The organism is Alistipes sp. dk3624 (genome assembly GCF_009557455.1).
Classification (GTDB): Bacteria; Bacteroidota; Bacteroidia; order Bacteroidales; family Rikenellaceae; genus Alistipes_A; species Alistipes_A hominis.
This window is the reverse complement of sequence record NZ_CP045651.1, coordinates 611,553-626,445: the sequence shown is the minus strand read 5'-3', so window position 1 is coordinate 626,445 and position 14,893 is coordinate 611,553. Positions and strand designations below refer to the sequence as shown.

Sequence of the window (14,893 nt, the reverse complement as noted above, 5' to 3'; positions counted from 1 at the left end):
TCCGGATCTATTGCATGGTGCGGATCGACACGGGGCCCAGCAAGCCGCTCTCTTTGAGCGGAGCGTTTTTATCCGGCCATTTCAGCACCCAGGTTTTGCGGTCGCTCTCCGGCCGGGCGGCGTCGTATACCAGCCGGTTGAACCAGGTGTTGGTCACCTTTACCGTGATCGAATTTTTACCATCCCGGACGCGGTCCGTTATATCCAGGCTGTAAGGCGGCGTCCAGAGCGTGCGGACGAACTCTCCGTTGACATAGACTTCGGCGATGCGCTCCACGTCTCCCAGGTCGAGGATGTAATGCCGGTCTTTTTTCACCGGCCCGATTTCGAACGCGGAGTTGTATTCGGCCGTTCCGGAGAAGGCTTTGCCCTCGGGGGAAATATCCAGGTCTTTCCACGGTTTCAGATCGACCAGTTCGACCGAAACCGGCGCTCCCCAGCCTTCCGGGAATTTGAGTTCCCACGGGGCGGTCAGGGTTTGGGTCGATACGACTTCTGGCGCTTCGATCCGGGGAGCCTTCGAACCGTCCTTTCGGAAGACGACGAAGCAGGAGCCCGCCGCGGGCAGGTCGATGCCGACGCGCGTCCGGTCGTCTTTCGGCTCGGCGGGTACGTCGCGGACGGTTCCGCTTACCGGATCCCACAGTTGTACCCTTCCGCTACACCGGAAGTCCACCGTCCCCCGGAAACCTTTTCCTTTGGGCGCGCAGACGTAATACCAGTCGGCCCGGTCGGTCGTCCGGTGCAGCCACAGGACTTCCGGCGCATTTACGTCCGGTTCGATCGCCAGTCGTTTCAGCGCGTCGTCCAGCGATATGCCGGCGACGATCCGGCCTTTTCCCACGTTGCGGATGCCGGGAGCGGAGTTGCCCCAGATTTTCGCTGCGGCCGTATCCAGCCGTTTTCGGGCTTTTTTTCCGCCGATCAACGTGGCCGGACCCTGCGGGGCGTTTCCGATGACGGTCGCTCCGTCGTTTATGAGCGCATACAGCTTTTCGGCGGTCTCGGGCAGCATCCGGGTGGTTTCGGGCAGCCACAGGACGCGGTATCCGATTCCCTCGGGCGTAACGATCCGGCCGTTATCGACCTTCAGGCGGTTCAGCAGGATGTCGGTGTTGCAGTAGTCGTATTTGAATCCCGCCGGGAAGGGGATCTCCTGGTCGGGCTTGTGGTCGATCTCGTCTCCGAGGTACCACAGGATGTCGGAGACGGGTTTTCCCCGTTCGAGCAGGTAGCCGCAGCGCGCCAGGTAAGTCGTAAATTCGGGCATGTATTTCCACCAGGTCTGTCCCCGTAGGAAAGGCGTTCCGATCCCCGCTCCGGAGAAAGAGGTGCCGGGAGGCGGGAAGCCGACCTGCGGATTGTGGGTGTAAGTGTGGAAAATCAGGTGGGTGACCCCTTCCGTCGTATTGACGTTCGCAACTTCTTTGAGCATCTGGAAATGCTCGTCCCACGTATGGGCGAACGAGGTGAAGGATTCCGCCGCGACGCGAGGTTTGCCGTACAGGCGGGCTGCCGACGCCGTCGGTTTGATCGGCTTGAAGTTCAGCGAGCCTACGTACCCTTCGGAAAACGGTTGCCAGAACTCGCACATCGGGACGTCCGCATATTTGTAATATTCGAGGATGTCCGCCGGGAAAATATCGCCGGCGGCGGTTTCGTACGAGATCGACAGGCCTTGTTCCCGGGCCCGTCGCGCCATGTTGCCGAAGAAGTTTTCGGCGAAGAGGTTGCCGACGACCCTCCGCCAGTCGTTCAGAAAGCGCGCGGTCTCTTCCGGGGTGTCGATCACGTAACCGAACAGGGCCGGGATCCATTTTCGCAGGCCGTAGCCCGTGCGTTCGACGAATTCTTTTTCCATTTCCGGCGTCCATGTCTGGGTTTTGCATTCCCAACTGTCGAACAACACGCCGTTGAGCAGTCCTCCGGCCAGGGGGCCGCCGGATTTGGCGAGCCGGCCGATATATCCGTCGAACTGCGCGTCGGAACCGGCCGTCGATAGTTTGTCGCACTCCCATCCGGTGCCTTCCGCCGGGGCGGGGCCGTTCTTCATGCCGGTATTTACGTGACCGATCCGCAGGACGGTCCATTTTCCTTCGGGCGCTTTCCAATCGAGGGAGCCGTCTTCGTTCAGTTTGTCGGACAGGTCGATGATCCGGGACATTTTCACGTACGTGTCGGGAGATTGTTCGGCCGATTGTCCGTTCCGCTCGATGCTGCGGAGCGTCCAGCCGGCTTCCGATTCCCAGTTGTTCTTACGGGCCGCCGAAAACAGCCGGAGGGATTGCAGGGTCATGTCGTGTTCGTTCCTGATAACGATCCGGTATTTCCGGACTCCTTCCGTTTCCGTGCAGGCCAGCGAGACGGGACGGTCGTCCTGCCAGCTACCCTGCGGTAGGTAAGTGTGCAGAATATCCTCGGCGCTGCCGGACGGCAGGATCGCCTGTACGGTCAGTTCGACTCCCGGTTCGTAACACCAGGCATGGGTCAGGCTGTTGACCGACGGGAATTCGACCGTCCGAACGACCGTTTCTTCGGGGAATGTGATTTCCACCCAGTTGGGATCGTTTTCCCCCGCCGGCGAAAGTTGCATCGGAGCGTCGGCTTCTCCTTTTATGAATTTTTTCCAGTCGCCAGCTCGGTTGCTCCGGACGTCCTCCGGTTCCAGCGGTTTCCCGGTGTCGTCCGTCGGGGTCGGGAAAGCGATGACCGCCACATCGCGGTAATCCCGCCACTCCTCTTCGCTCGGCTGCGGGACGGGCAGCGTTACGTTGCTGGCCCCGGACGTGGCGTCCGTCCGGCTCCATGCCAGATGGCGCATCGCCTGTTCCGGTTTGATCCACGGGCCGCCCGCCATCGCCCAGCCGGGACATCCTTGCATCGTAAAGCGCAGTCCCAGCCGCTTGCACTCCTCTGCGGTATGCCGGACGGCATCGTCCCACAACGGACTGAGGCAGGCGATCTGCGATTCCGTGCCGGGCCAAACGCCGCCGAACTGTCCGTGGAACAGTTGTATTCCAGAAAAGCCGGCCGCCGCGATCGCTTCCAGGTCGGCGGTAATTCCTTTCGGGGATACGTTGCCCCCGATGTAATGGAACCATGTTTCCGGATAAAAAACTTTCGGGGGGGACGCGAAAGCCTCTTCGTCGCTTTCGCCGAACGGCTTGTTCAGCTCGTCCGCCGGAGGTACGATAGGTACTTGCGCTGTCAGGGAAGCAAAAGGAAACAGTAAAAAAGCGGCATACAGCAACCGCCGTTTGGGGCTTAGTCTGTTCATGTTCGGATCGGTTAGTCGGTTGGTTTGTAAAGTCAGACGACTAAGATCGTTAAAAAAAAGGAAAAATACTATTCGGTCTGCAAAAATCTTTTCCTGTTCCGCCCGTTCGATCGCTGGCGGGTTTTCCGATCGGGCGGGTGTGCCCGCGATTGCTTCACCGGTCGCAATCGTTGCGCGATTATTCGAGCGGCCGTAATTTTTGGTAGGTGAATGCGATGTGCGCGGGGATATCGTCGGTCGTGACGGACCATTTCTTTTTTCCGTCCGGATCGAAACAATTCGGCGTGCCGGGCGTCACGTAATCTTTCGCATCGGTTACGAATATCTCCCGCGTGTCGAGATTGACGGCTACGCCGTAAGGGATCTGAATCGTTTTGTCCGTTCCGTCCCGGATGAAATTGCGCGAAACGACCCGCTTGGTTTTCGTATCGACGATGGCGTAGGTGATCGTGTTTTTGTTGGTGATCCAGCTCCATTCGGTGCTGTAAACGTAGAGCGAATCGCCGCACAGGGTCATGTTGCTGTTCGGCAGCAGGTCGAGGACGTCGGTAACGCGGTCCGTTTTTTACGGATACGGAAAGGGAACGGATAATCCCGGACGGGGTTGCCTGTACGGCATGTGTTGACGACAGGCTCCTGCGATAAACGTTCGATAAACACGCGGGCGCAACATCTCATAAAAAAGTAACGGCTCCCGTTTTCATGTGGTAGATGGCGCCGACGATTCCGATTTCTCCTTTGTCTTCCATTTTTTTCAGAATATCGCTTCCCGAGCGGATTCCTCGAACCGCATGTTGTATATTGCGAATACACACTTCTTTTACATACTCCGGATTGGATGCATTTTTTTCTCCCCGGAATGTTTCGTTGGCGCGGGCTACGGCGGGTTGCAGGTTCGACAACATGGCGGTGACATGACCGAGCTGGACATGGTCGATGACCGATTTTATGGCGCCACAGTGTTCGTGACCCAATACGACGATCAATTTCGCGCCCGATACCTTGCAGGCGAATTCGAGGCAGCCCAACACATCCGCATTGACATAATTGCCGGCAATCCGCACCACGAACAGCTCTCCGATACCGCGATGGAATACGTCTTCCACCGGAATCCGGGAATCGATACAGGAAAGGATAACCGCTTTGGGATATTGCCACAAGGCGGCTTCCCGTATCCTTTTCGTATTGTTCCGTACCGTTAGGGCTCCACCGGCAAAATCCCTGTTGCCCTGCTTTAAAATTTCGACGACTGTACCGGGCGTCAGCTTCGCCTGTTCTTCCGAAGCCAGGGCCTCGTTGTCGCGGTCCGCGGGGGACGAAACATGTCCGTGCGCGGGTTCACTCCGGTCTTCGAACGGACAGGAGTCTCCGTTACGTGTTTCCGAAAGTATTCTGTCGGGGTGGTCTGTTTTCCCGTTCATTCGGCTTTTGGCAACTACAATGGCATGTTGCCGTGCTTTTTATGCGGATTGGTTCTCAGTTTGCTCTGGGTCATTTCCAGGGCCTGGATCAGTTTGAAACGGGTCTGGCGGGGAAGGATGATTTCGTCTATATATCCTTTCTCGGCAGCCTGATACGGATTGGCGAAATTCGCGGCATATTCTTCGAGCTCTTTCGCTTTCCGGTCGTCGTCCGCGTTGCGGTAGAGAATGTTGATCGCTCCCTGCGCACCCATGACGGCAATTTCGGCCATCGGGTAGGCGAGGTTCACGTCCGAACCGGTCTGTTTGCTCGACATGACGATGTAGGCTCCGCCATAAGCTTTGCGAAGAATGAGCGTGATTTTCGGCACGGTGGCTTCGATGTAGGCGTAAACGATTTTCGCTCCGTGGCGGATGATGCCGTTGTGTTCCTGCGTACAGCCGGGAAGGAACCCGGGGACGTCTTCCAGCGTGATGATCGGGATATTGAAACAGTCGCAAAAACGGATGAACCGGGCCGCCTTGTCCGATGCGTCGATATCGAGCACCCCGGCCAGAAATGCCGGCTGGTTGGCTACGATTCCCGCCGTACGCCCGCCCATGCGGACGAAGCCGATCACCACGTTCTTGGCGAAATGCGGCATGATTTCGTAGAAATAGTTGTCGTCGGCCACCGATTCGATCAGTTCTTTCACGTCGTAAGGTACGTTGGGGTCGGAAGGGATCAGATCCGTCAGGCGTTCGTCTTCCCGACGGACATCGTCCACGGCCGGTCGTGCCGGCGCGTCTTCGAGGTTATTGGACGGCAGGAAACTCAGTAACTCGCGGATGCCCATCAGCACTTCTTCTTCTGAGTTACCCAGGAAGTGCGCTACGCCGCTTTTGCTGTTGTGTGTGTAAGCGCCCCCGAGTTCTTCCTTGGAAACTTCTTCATGGGTGACGGCTTTCACTACGTCGGGGCCCGTGACGAACATGTGGCTTTTTTCGTTCACCATGAAAATAAAGTCGGTCAGCGCCGGCGAGTAACATGCGCCTCCGGCGCAAGGGCCCAGGATCGCTGAGATCTGAGGGATGACGCCCGATGCAATCGTATTCTGGAAAAAAATGTTGGCATAACCGGTCAGGCTGTCGACGCCCTCCTGAATGCGCGCGCCCCCGGAATCGTTCAGCGCGATGATCGGTGCCCCGTTCTTGAGGGCCATCGTCTGCACTTTTACGATCTTGCCGGCGTTGGTGAGGCTCAGCGATCCACCGAAGACCGTGAAGTCGTAGGCGTAGACGTACACCGGACGCCCGTCGACCTTGCCGTATCCGGAGACGATCCCGTCGCCCGGAATTTTCTCCTGCTGCATGTGGTAGTTCGTGCAGCGGTGCGTGACGAATTTATCGAATTCCACGAAGGTGCCCTTGTCGAGCAGCGTCTCAATGCGTTCGCGGGCGGTCATTCGGCCGGCCTGATGTTGTTTTTCGATTTTTCGGGTTCCGCCGCCGAGTTCAGCGGCTTTGTCTTTCGCGAGGAAATCTTTTAGGATCTTATCGTTATTCATTGTTTTGGTCGTTGGTTAAAATATCGAGTTTTATCAGCGGTTGGCCCGTAGCGACCGGATCACCTTCGCAGACCAGCACTTCGCGGACGGTGCAATCGCCGACTACCTTCAGGTTGCTTTGCATTTTCATCGCTTCGAATACGATCAGGGTATCTCCGTCGGTTACCCGGTCGCCCGCGGCGACGTTTATTTTTACGATCTTGCCTGGCATTGCCGCCGTGATCGTATCGTCCTGGCGCCCGTTGTCTTTGCGGCGCGAACGGAGATATTTCTCCTGGGCGTCGACGATCCCGACATCGTACGAATTGAATCCCCGGTTCACTTTGTATCGCTTGCCGTTGTCGGAACGGACGATCTCCATGTTGTACGACTGTCCATTGAAGATGACGGAACAAACCCCGTTGTCGGCAATCACGATATCGACGTCGTACATCTGCCCGTCTACAGCGATGCGTACCTGATTCCCTTCTTTTTCGACGAGTTGCACTTCGGCGACCCGTTCTCCGATATGTATTTCCATACGTTTCGTTTTAAATTCCCATTACGCCTTTGCGTTTGCCGAATTCGCGCCAACGGTTCAGCGTGCCGGTGTCCGCCGCCGCGGGTGAACTTCCTCCGCCTTCCTGTTGCATGACCAAATAGTCGATCTGTGCGGCGATCAGCACCAGGTCTTCGACCAGTCTGTCATCCGCTCCGGCCGGGAAAGGTTCCCGTAAGTAGCGGTGTATGATCTTTTCGTTTTTTTCGAGAAACGCCGTGTCGTAGCCGCCCCGGACGAAGTCGGGCGTATGCATGATGGCGTTCAGGTAAGAGATGTTGGTTTTGATGCCTGTAACTTTGTATTCGTCCAGTGCCGCGCGCATACGCTGGACGGCGTATTCGCGCGTAGTCGCCCGGACGATCAGTTTGGAGATCATCGGATCGTAGTAGACAGGAATTTCGTAACCCTCGTAAATGTAACTGTCGATGCGGATTCCGAGCCCGTTGGGTTCGGTAACCTGTTTGACGAGTCCCGGCGAAGGCATGAAGCCGTTGTCCGCATCCTCGGCGCAAATCCTGCACTCGATGGAGTGCCCCCGCTGGACGATGTCCGTTTGTCGCAGGTGCAGCGGGCGGCCCGAGGCGATGTAGATTTGTTCTTTGACCAGGTCGAGGCCCAGCACTTCTTCAGTTACGGGATGTTCGACCTGGAGTCGGGTGTTCATTTCGAGGAAATAGAAGTTGCGGTTTTTGTCCACGAGAAATTCGATCGTTCCCGCCCCGACGTAACCGACTGCCCGGGCCGCCGCCGCCGCGGTCTTTCCCATTTCCTGTCGCAGTTCGTCGGTCAGGAACGGCGACGGACTCTCTTCCACGATTTTCTGGTGGCGGCGCTGTACCGAACACTCCCGGTCGTACAGATGGACGATATTCCCGTGCGCGTCCCCCAGTATCTGGAATTCGATGTGGTGCGGTTCCTCGATGTATTTTTCGATGTAGACTGTTTCGTCCCCGAACGACGACAGAGCTTCCGATTTAGCGGCGGCGTACGCCTCGCCGATTTCGCTTTCCGACCGGATCAGGCGCATACCCTTGCCGCCGCCGCCGGAAGCCGCTTTCAGAATGACCGGCAAGCCGATTTCTCGGCAGATCCGTTCCGCTTCAGTGGCCGATTCGAGTTGGCGCTGGATGCCGGGCACCACGGGCACGCCGGCTTCCGTCATCGACCGGCGGGCCGAGATCTTGTCGCCCATCCGTTCGATCGTCTCCGCACGCGGGCCGATGAACGTGATTCCCGCCACTTCGCATTTTCGTGCGAATCCGGCGTTTTCCGATAGGAAACCGTATCCCGGATGGACGGCGTCCGCACCGCATTTCAGAGCTGTTTCGATGATTTTATCGACGTCGAGGTAACTTTCTTTCGACGGAGCCGGGCCGATGGGATACGCTTCGTCGGCCAGCATGACGTGTTTCGACATGCGGTCGGCTTCGGAGAAAAGAGCTACCGAACGGATTCCCATTTCGCGACAGGAACGGATGATTCTGACGGCGATTTCTCCTCGGTTGGCTATAACGATTTTTTCGATCATTCGCTATATGATTTAGGTTTTACAATAGGAGCATACCGGGGATTGATCCCTGTCGAGTAGAAGGTCTCCCTGAGTATGCGAAGGCAGTCGTTGCATAGGCAATCGTCGTAATTATCCGCTATGAACCGACGCTGGGCGTCATCCAGAGCCACGCCCGCGCAGAGGCAATCCATAACAGCATCGAGGGAACATGCAAAACGTGTTCCGCAACGAGGACAAACTTTTTCCATCGTTATCACACACCGCAAACGGTCTGCATTCAGCAGAACGATCCGGATTAAAAAAAATGATTAAACTTTCCACGTTTTAACATCCAACCCTCGGGACGGTAAAACATCACCTGAACCGGCAGGTCTTCTGACTGACTCCCGTCCTGATGCCTTCCCGACGTTATCGTTTGCCGCCAGTGGCCATTCAGATCGTTTCAGGACGTTGTTCGGAGTTTCACAGCAGCGGGACTGTCCGGGATTCGCACCCGGTTCCCTTTTATCGCCTTTCTCTGAGTGCAAAAAGGCGAACCGATTCGCCGTCAAAGTTAAAACATTTATTTCATTACTTCCAACTGTTTCGTTGTAATTTCGTTCTTTTTATTTTGTAAATATTTTGTATTTAGTTGTTTGTGTGTTGCAGTCAACTACGGATGTCGCTGGGTAAAGACGATGAAAGAACGATTTTCCGGTTTGGGCGAGAGAGCCGTCCTGATTATAACTTACATTTCCTGAGAGAGAGCCTTTCGGCATTTTTCATCGATTCCGGCCGGCACGAATCCGCGCGTGAAACGTAAAATGCTTTTTCCCTGCGGATCGTATCCGGTTTGCCGGGCGGTCGTTTTCCGGAATTACTACCAGATCTGTTTCTCGTCCCGGTCGACCGTAAATATTCGATTTCCTTGTCCGGGCTGAGATACAGTAAGAGAAAGAGGGCCTTGTTCGGTATGTCGTGGAAAGTCAGTTTGATATCCCGGGCCTTTTGCCTGCCCAGCGAAATCCATCCATTCTTGTCTTTCCTGTAGAACAGCTCGTCGGTATCTCCGATTCTGATGTTGTTGTCATTCCGGCCTACTCCGGAGCCATTCGAGACTGCGCGCGCGGGGCTACAAGAAGGAAACAGCAATTAGCATTAGTCGCCGACTCGTTCCCGCATTTTTATTTTTATTGCGGAGACGAGTCCCGACGGTATTTTCACGGGTTTGTCTGCGATCTCCGCCGCCAGAGCCTGCGCCCTGTCCGGCCGGTTCGTGCTGTCGTATACGTTCACCAGTTCGTACAGCGGCATGAATCGTCCGGGGCACATTCGCGACGCCAGCAGGTAACAGGCTTCCGCCCGGCGGAAATCGCGCCGCTTTTTGTGGGCATCGGCTTTCAACATCTGCACGTCGTAGTCGTTCAGCATTTTTTCGCAGGCCGTCGCCGCTTCGAGGCTTTTGTCCGCTTCGCCCGCATCATTCAATTCCGCTGCGTAATTGTAGAGGAAATAAGCGTTTTTATCCAAAAACGGGTACAGTCGCTCGTATTCCGGCAGCGGCGGGCGATCGGACGATGCGGTTTTCTGCACGCGGTGCCATCGGTTTTCGTAATACATTTCTTTCGCAGTAAATCCCAGCAGCGCGGCGGACGACAGCGCGGCGAGGATTCCGGAAGCCCGCCGCGCGCGGAACCGTTCGCAACTTCGGCGCGACTGGGCCGTCAGGCCGCCTGCCGCGAGTGCGACGATCGACCCGGTGAACGGATACGAGAGCGGGTATGAAAAACAGCAAAGCGCCGCCGCGGCCGACAGTGCCGTCGCGAGCGTGTGCGATTCGTCGTTCGGGTTTTTCCGATAGGCCCGGATCAGGCTTGCGATCCACAGCGCCGTCAGCAGCAGGGCGACGGCTCCGAATTCTGCGGTCAACAGCAGAAACTCGTTGAACGGGTGTTTTACGTTGTCGGCCAGCGGAGCGAATCCGCTTTCGGGATTCCGTTCGAAATAACGCGCCTGCCGGAGCATGTACCCGGCTTCGAAACACCGGTATCCGTGTCCGGTCAGCGGTTTTTCGCGGATCATCTCCCAGGTGCATCGGCCGATGAGCAGCCGTCCGTCGGCCGACTCTTTTTTTATGAAATACAATCCGGCCGCGACGGAAACGGCCGTTGCTGCCAGTACGATTTTCTTCCAGGCCGTCGTGCGTCTAAGGAAGTCGCTGCGCCGCCTTACGGCGTACAGAAGACCGGTCGCTGCGACGGCCAGTATTCCGGTGCGGGAACCGGACAAGACGATCGCCCCGACGACGATTGCACAGACGACGCCGACCGCATACCGCATCCGGCGTCGGCCGGATAAGGCGAAATACAGGATGAAAGGGACGCTCAGCGCCAGCATCGAGGCGTAACCCGCCGGGTTATCGAAATTTCCGACTACCCGGAACGTTTTTCCGGCCGGCAGCAGCCCTGCGTACTGCGCGATGCCGTACAGGGCCAGGAGCAGTGCGGATGCCGCAACCGCTGCCGACAGCGGTTCGAACGACCGGTTCCGGACTACGCGGCCGGCCAGACAGTAGATCGGCAGGAACGCGGTGCACCGCATCAGGAAAGCTTCCGCGAATTGCCCGGCGGCGGCCCTGGACAGGCAGTACAGCACGAGCGCCGCCAGCAGGCAGTCCGGCAGCCCGATCCGGAACGTTTTCCCGGTTTCCGGGCGCCCCGCTCCGGTAAGAAAGAACGATAGGCCGCAGACGGATACGGCGGTATAAAGCCAGTACCATTTCGATTTCCACCCGGCATCCGTAAACAGATCGACGTAGCAAAATCCCATCCCGATCACGATGATAAAGGACAGGGTGAAGACTCCGTATTTTCGCGTCTTCGCCGGGTATTCTGAAATGCCGTGGCCGTTCATCCGGATTGCCGGTTAGATGTTAATAAGTGTAAAACAAGCGGAGCGATTCGGCGACCGCTCCGCTCGTCCGGGTTTTTGACAAGCGCATTAATTCTCTAACGATCCGATATACTTCGACTCGTCGAATCGGCCCGCTTCCGCGTCTTCGACGATTCGTTTGCACAGATCGGACAGTTTGAGGATGTTTCCTTCGGTCTTGCTGACGGTCAGCGTCCATACGTCGTCGCCGACGACACACCGGAATGTCGTTTCTTCGCCGTCGAGCACTTTCCCGGGCCGTCCCGTTCCCTTGAAATGATCGATCGAGGAGACGAATTTTTCGTGTAGCTTTTCGGCAAATGAATCGGTTACCGGGATGGATTCGGTTTCGACCTGGTAACGTTTGGGCCGCTCTTTCTCGCGTTCGGCAAGCATTGCTTGGTTGTGCTGCGCCAATCGTACGCTGGAATCTTCGGATATGTAGCGATTGGCGGAAGCGCGTTGCCATGGAAATTCTTCCCGAAGTTCGGTTTCTACTTCCTTCCAGTTGGAAATTCGTTTTACTTCAAGGGTATACGATCCGTCTGATGGCTTTTTTAGGATGCGAAAACCGTAGTTCGCTTCAGTCGAGGGGGAGACATAAAATTCGATTCCGGCGTTAATGTCTCCGAAAAAGAGTTTTTCGACTTCTGTTTTGCTGTCGAGATTGAAATACCCGTCCGGCTTTCCGTTCAAGCGGACGAGATCGCTGCTGTAATTGTTTTCGACTCTTTTCAGGAACCGAGTACTTTGCGAAAAAACGACGGTTCCCAGAAGGATTGAAAAAACGGTTGTCAAAATAGTCTTTTCCATACCGGATTTATATCTAATTTACCTGAAAATGATGGAAGGCTCCATCGTAATATATTGCTTGATCTAATCCTGTATATTGCCCGTCTGGATTTTCCAAATCTTTCCCGTTAGGCTCTGGCCCACTGGTATGAGTATGTCCAACAAAATCAATTTTTTTATTATCATAATAAAAATTGCCTTTACCATCATACCCTAAGCTGGGAATAGTAGCTTGTGTTGGAGTGAAATTTTCGTCGTCATGAATTATTGTAGCAGAACCGTCCTCAAACACGATTATAATCACTTCTGTATAATTGCTGTTTTGCATCCATTCGGCGAGATATCCTAAAACGGAATATTTGTTTTCAAAACCTTCCGTGTAGCTAGCTTTTGTTGTCGGTTGATTGATATCAATTCCTAATTCTAACAGCCTATTATTCACTTTTATTGAATTTTGAATACAGATTCGGAAATAATCGTATTTAGTGCTCTCTGATAAAGAAGAAAATAGAGGATGTTTTGTAAGTAGTGCTTCCTTTTTTTCTTTAAATATTCGGGACTTCTCTTCAATATGAACCGAAATAGGAAGACGCATAATTTTTTTCCCTGGCGTTTCCTCAACGAATTCGAGCTTTGAGAAATCGATTTTACTAATTTCGTCTTTGAAAATATTTAACGTTTGTTGAAAATCCGCTCCGGCTATGATGTACTCTTCCAATTCTGGTGAGTTCAATAAGGCGGGATCCAAATCGTCTTTTTCAGAATAATCGTAATCTTGTTTTTGACACCCTGGAAATGAAACGATACCGACAGTGCAAAGAGTAGCGAACAAACCGGACAATGCCGTCTTTACGAGTAAATGTTTTTTCATAACGATAAGTTTTAGGAAATAGTTAATTGATACAAAATTGCAATCGTGATGATCGAATAATTTCAAATATAAAAAAACTTTTAACGTAAAACAATGCCGTCTTGTTTTTTATGGCTTGAAATTGAAATCTTAACGGTTTTATTAAATGAAAATTTGCAATATGCCTGCGATCCTGGCAGCTTCTTAGATTGTCTTAGTTGCAGTCCTCCTGCCCGTAGTCTTCCAGCCGTCCGATATACTTCGATTCGTCGAATCGGCCCGCTTCCGCGTCTTCGACGATTCGTTTGCACAGGTCGGACAGTTCTCCGATTTCCCCCTGAGGGTTACGGTAGGCTAGTGTCCACAATTCGTCTCCGACGATACATCGGAAAATGATTTTATCGGGATCGAAAATCATGCCCGGAACTTTCTTTTCCATGTCCAAAACCTGTATGGCCGATGTGATCCTTGCATGTAATGTTTCTGCAAAAGCGGCGGAAACCGGAACGGTAAGCGTTTTGACCTTGTAGAGTTTGAGGCTCTCTTTTTCCCGTTCGATTAGTTTTATACGTGTTGCCTCCGCCATTCTGTGCTTTTCTTCTTCGGACATGCCCAGTGCTTTTTCGATGCTCATCGATCCGAGAGGGAATTTTTCGTCGATCTGGGATTCTGCTTCTTTGTAATTTGCAATGTATTTTATTTCAATTTTATACGAAGCATTCTGCCCGGTTTTCACGATGCGTAAACCATAAGCTCCTGCGAAAGGCGGGATCATTAGGTATTCCACTTGGGCGTTGAGGTCGCCGAAAAATAATTTTTCGAGGTATTGCTTGCCGGCGAGATTATACTCTTTTTTTGTTTTGTCGTCCGTCCGGATGAAGTTTTGTTCGATCGTTTTGGTGAAAACGACAGCTTCTACGGGCTTGGTTTGTTTAAGCTGTTGGGCAAACAATCCGGACAAGCCCAGGCAGGGAAAGACAATGGCTGTCAAAAATTTTTTCAACATGGAATTTTATTTACAGTAAAAAAAGTCGCCAAATGTACCGTTATAATAAATAGCCTGCTTCAGACCTTGTAAATCGTTGTTGGGATTTTTAAAATCATCTTTACTAGGCGTACTGCTGTTTTGGTGGGTATGTGCGACGAAATCAATTTCTTTGTTGTCGTAATAGTATGCGGAATAATCATCTGTATAACCCAGGCTAGGAATAACGGATTGAGTGGGTGTGAAAGAATCGTCATGAACTATGGTTGCCGAACCATCTTTAAATACGATTATTATTGCCTCATTGTAATCGGGATTTTCCATCCAATCTGCAAGATAAGACATATATCCGTCTGAATCATTAAAACTTTCTGTCCAACTTCCTTTTGTCGTTGGTTGACTGATATTGATTCCCAATTCAAGAAGTTTTCGATTTACGTATGTTGAATTTTTGAAACAGTTTTGAAAATATTCATATTTTTCTTTTTTTGTTAGAGATGCAAATTGAGGGTATTTTGCCAGTAACGATTGTTTTTTATTGTTCAATAATTGGCTTTTATTCTTGAAATTAAGAATGAATGGTAGTTGCATTACTTTGATGCCGTTGGATTTTTCAATAAATTTCATTTCCGAAAAATTGACTTTACTAATTGTTGCTTGCAAAGTATTCATCGTGTGTTGATATTCCACACCGGCAATAACAAATTCAGCTAATTCCGTCGAATTCAATAAGACAGGATCCAAATAATCTTCCTCTTCGATATAATCTTGTTTCTGACAACTTTGAGATAAAACCATGCAGGCTGCACAAAAGATGACAAATGATCTGGACAACATTGTCTTTACGAGTAAATGTTTTTTCATAACGATAAGTTTTAGGAAATAGTTAATGAAATACGAAATCGCAATCGTTATGATCGAATAATTTCAAATATAAGGAAACTTTAACGTAAAACAATGCCGTCTTGTTTTTTATGGCTTGAAATTGAAATCTTAGCTATTTCATTAAATGAAAAAACGGGGGCTCCGTCTTTTGCAATATGCCTGCGATCCTGGCAGC

Annotated in this window: 11 protein-coding genes, 1 pseudogene and 1 riboswitch; all 12 genes and pseudogenes read right to left on the bottom strand. The window is 52.8% G+C overall.

What is annotated here, in order from left to right:
- Positions 1-7 precede the first annotated feature (7 nt).
- On the bottom strand, positions 8-3,277 hold the full coding sequence (locus tag GFH31_RS02675; RefSeq protein ID WP_101572770.1) for a glycosyl hydrolase: 3,270 nt from the start codon (positions 3,275-3,277) through the stop codon (positions 8-10).
- Positions 3,278-3,455: 178 nt separating this feature from the next.
- A pseudogene (locus GFH31_RS02670) lies at positions 3,456-3,839 on the bottom strand (YncE family protein); the annotation flags it as partial.
- A gap of 112 nt (positions 3,840-3,951) precedes the next feature.
- Positions 3,952-4,698 carry a carbonic anhydrase family protein gene (locus GFH31_RS02665; protein WP_101572766.1) on the bottom strand — a complete coding sequence of 249 codons (747 nt, stop codon included), beginning with the start codon at positions 4,696-4,698 and terminating at the stop codon, positions 3,952-3,954.
- 14 nt (positions 4,699-4,712) lie between these two features.
- Complete coding sequence (locus tag GFH31_RS02660) at positions 4,713-6,245, bottom strand: acyl-CoA carboxylase subunit beta (RefSeq protein ID WP_153498265.1); 1,533 nt, start codon at positions 6,243-6,245, stop codon at positions 4,713-4,715.
- Positions 6,238-6,765: an acetyl-CoA carboxylase biotin carboxyl carrier protein subunit gene (locus tag GFH31_RS02655; protein ID WP_118656220.1), complete on the bottom strand. Its 528-nt coding sequence runs from the start codon at positions 6,763-6,765 to the stop codon at positions 6,238-6,240. The genes GFH31_RS02660 and GFH31_RS02655 overlap by 8 nt, the downstream gene beginning before the upstream one ends.
- A 10-nt stretch (positions 6,766-6,775) precedes the next feature.
- Positions 6,776-8,314, bottom strand: a complete 1,539-nt coding sequence (accC, locus tag GFH31_RS02650; protein WP_153498266.1) for an acetyl-CoA carboxylase biotin carboxylase subunit — start codon at positions 8,312-8,314, stop codon at positions 6,776-6,778.
- Positions 8,311-8,544 (bottom strand): cysteine-rich CWC family protein, encoded by a 234-nt coding sequence (locus tag GFH31_RS02645; RefSeq protein WP_153498267.1) that lies wholly within the window; start codon positions 8,542-8,544, stop codon positions 8,311-8,313. The genes accC and GFH31_RS02645 overlap by 4 nt, the downstream gene beginning before the upstream one ends.
- A gap of 99 nt (positions 8,545-8,643) precedes the next feature.
- Positions 8,644-8,852, bottom strand: a riboswitch (cobalamin riboswitch).
- A gap of 581 nt (positions 8,853-9,433) precedes the next feature.
- Positions 9,434-11,188, bottom strand: a complete 1,755-nt coding sequence (locus GFH31_RS02640; protein ID WP_118457592.1) for an O-antigen ligase family protein — start codon at positions 11,186-11,188, stop codon at positions 9,434-9,436.
- A gap of 87 nt (positions 11,189-11,275) precedes the next feature.
- Positions 11,276-12,019, bottom strand: a complete 744-nt coding sequence (locus GFH31_RS02635; RefSeq protein WP_153498268.1) for a hypothetical protein — start codon at positions 12,017-12,019, stop codon at positions 11,276-11,278.
- A gap of 13 nt (positions 12,020-12,032) precedes the next feature.
- On the bottom strand, positions 12,033-12,869 hold the full coding sequence (locus tag GFH31_RS02630) for a hypothetical protein (protein WP_153498269.1): 837 nt from the start codon (positions 12,867-12,869) through the stop codon (positions 12,033-12,035).
- 193 nt (positions 12,870-13,062) lie between these two features.
- Positions 13,063-13,854, bottom strand: coding sequence for a hypothetical protein (locus GFH31_RS02625; RefSeq protein ID WP_118459015.1), 792 nt, complete (start codon positions 13,852-13,854; stop codon positions 13,063-13,065).
- Between the two features lie 6 nt (positions 13,855-13,860).
- Positions 13,861-14,697 carry a hypothetical protein gene (locus tag GFH31_RS02620; protein WP_118459013.1) on the bottom strand — a complete coding sequence of 279 codons (837 nt, stop codon included), beginning with the start codon at positions 14,695-14,697 and terminating at the stop codon, positions 13,861-13,863.
- Positions 14,698-14,893 lie beyond the last annotated feature (196 nt).

Excerpts from the sequence above, each read along its gene's own strand:
- GFH31_RS02675 (WP_101572770.1), bottom strand. The coding sequence starts at position 3,277 with ATGAACAGACTAAGCCCCAAACGGCGGTTGCTGTATGCCGCTTTTTTA.
- GFH31_RS02665 (WP_101572766.1), bottom strand. The coding sequence starts at position 4,698 with ATGAACGGGAAAACAGACCACCCCGACAGAATACTTTCGGAAACACGT.
- GFH31_RS02660 (WP_153498265.1), bottom strand. The coding sequence starts at position 6,245 with ATGAATAACGATAAGATCCTAAAAGATTTCCTCGCGAAAGACAAAGCC.
- GFH31_RS02655 (WP_118656220.1), bottom strand. The coding sequence starts at position 6,765 with ATGGAAATACATATCGGAGAACGGGTCGCCGAAGTGCAACTCGTCGAA.
- accC (WP_153498266.1), bottom strand. The coding sequence starts at position 8,314 with ATGATCGAAAAAATCGTTATAGCCAACCGAGGAGAAATCGCCGTCAGA.
- GFH31_RS02645 (WP_153498267.1), bottom strand. The coding sequence starts at position 8,544 with ATGGAAAAAGTTTGTCCTCGTTGCGGAACACGTTTTGCATGTTCCCTC.
- GFH31_RS02640 (WP_118457592.1), bottom strand. The coding sequence starts at position 11,188 with ATGAACGGCCACGGCATTTCAGAATACCCGGCGAAGACGCGAAAATAC.
- GFH31_RS02635 (WP_153498268.1), bottom strand. The coding sequence starts at position 12,019 with ATGGAAAAGACTATTTTGACAACCGTTTTTTCAATCCTTCTGGGAACC.
- GFH31_RS02630 (WP_153498269.1), bottom strand. The coding sequence starts at position 12,869 with ATGAAAAAACATTTACTCGTAAAGACGGCATTGTCCGGTTTGTTCGCT.
- GFH31_RS02625 (WP_118459015.1), bottom strand. The coding sequence starts at position 13,854 with ATGTTGAAAAAATTTTTGACAGCCATTGTCTTTCCCTGCCTGGGCTTG.
- GFH31_RS02620 (WP_118459013.1), bottom strand. The coding sequence starts at position 14,697 with ATGAAAAAACATTTACTCGTAAAGACAATGTTGTCCAGATCATTTGTC.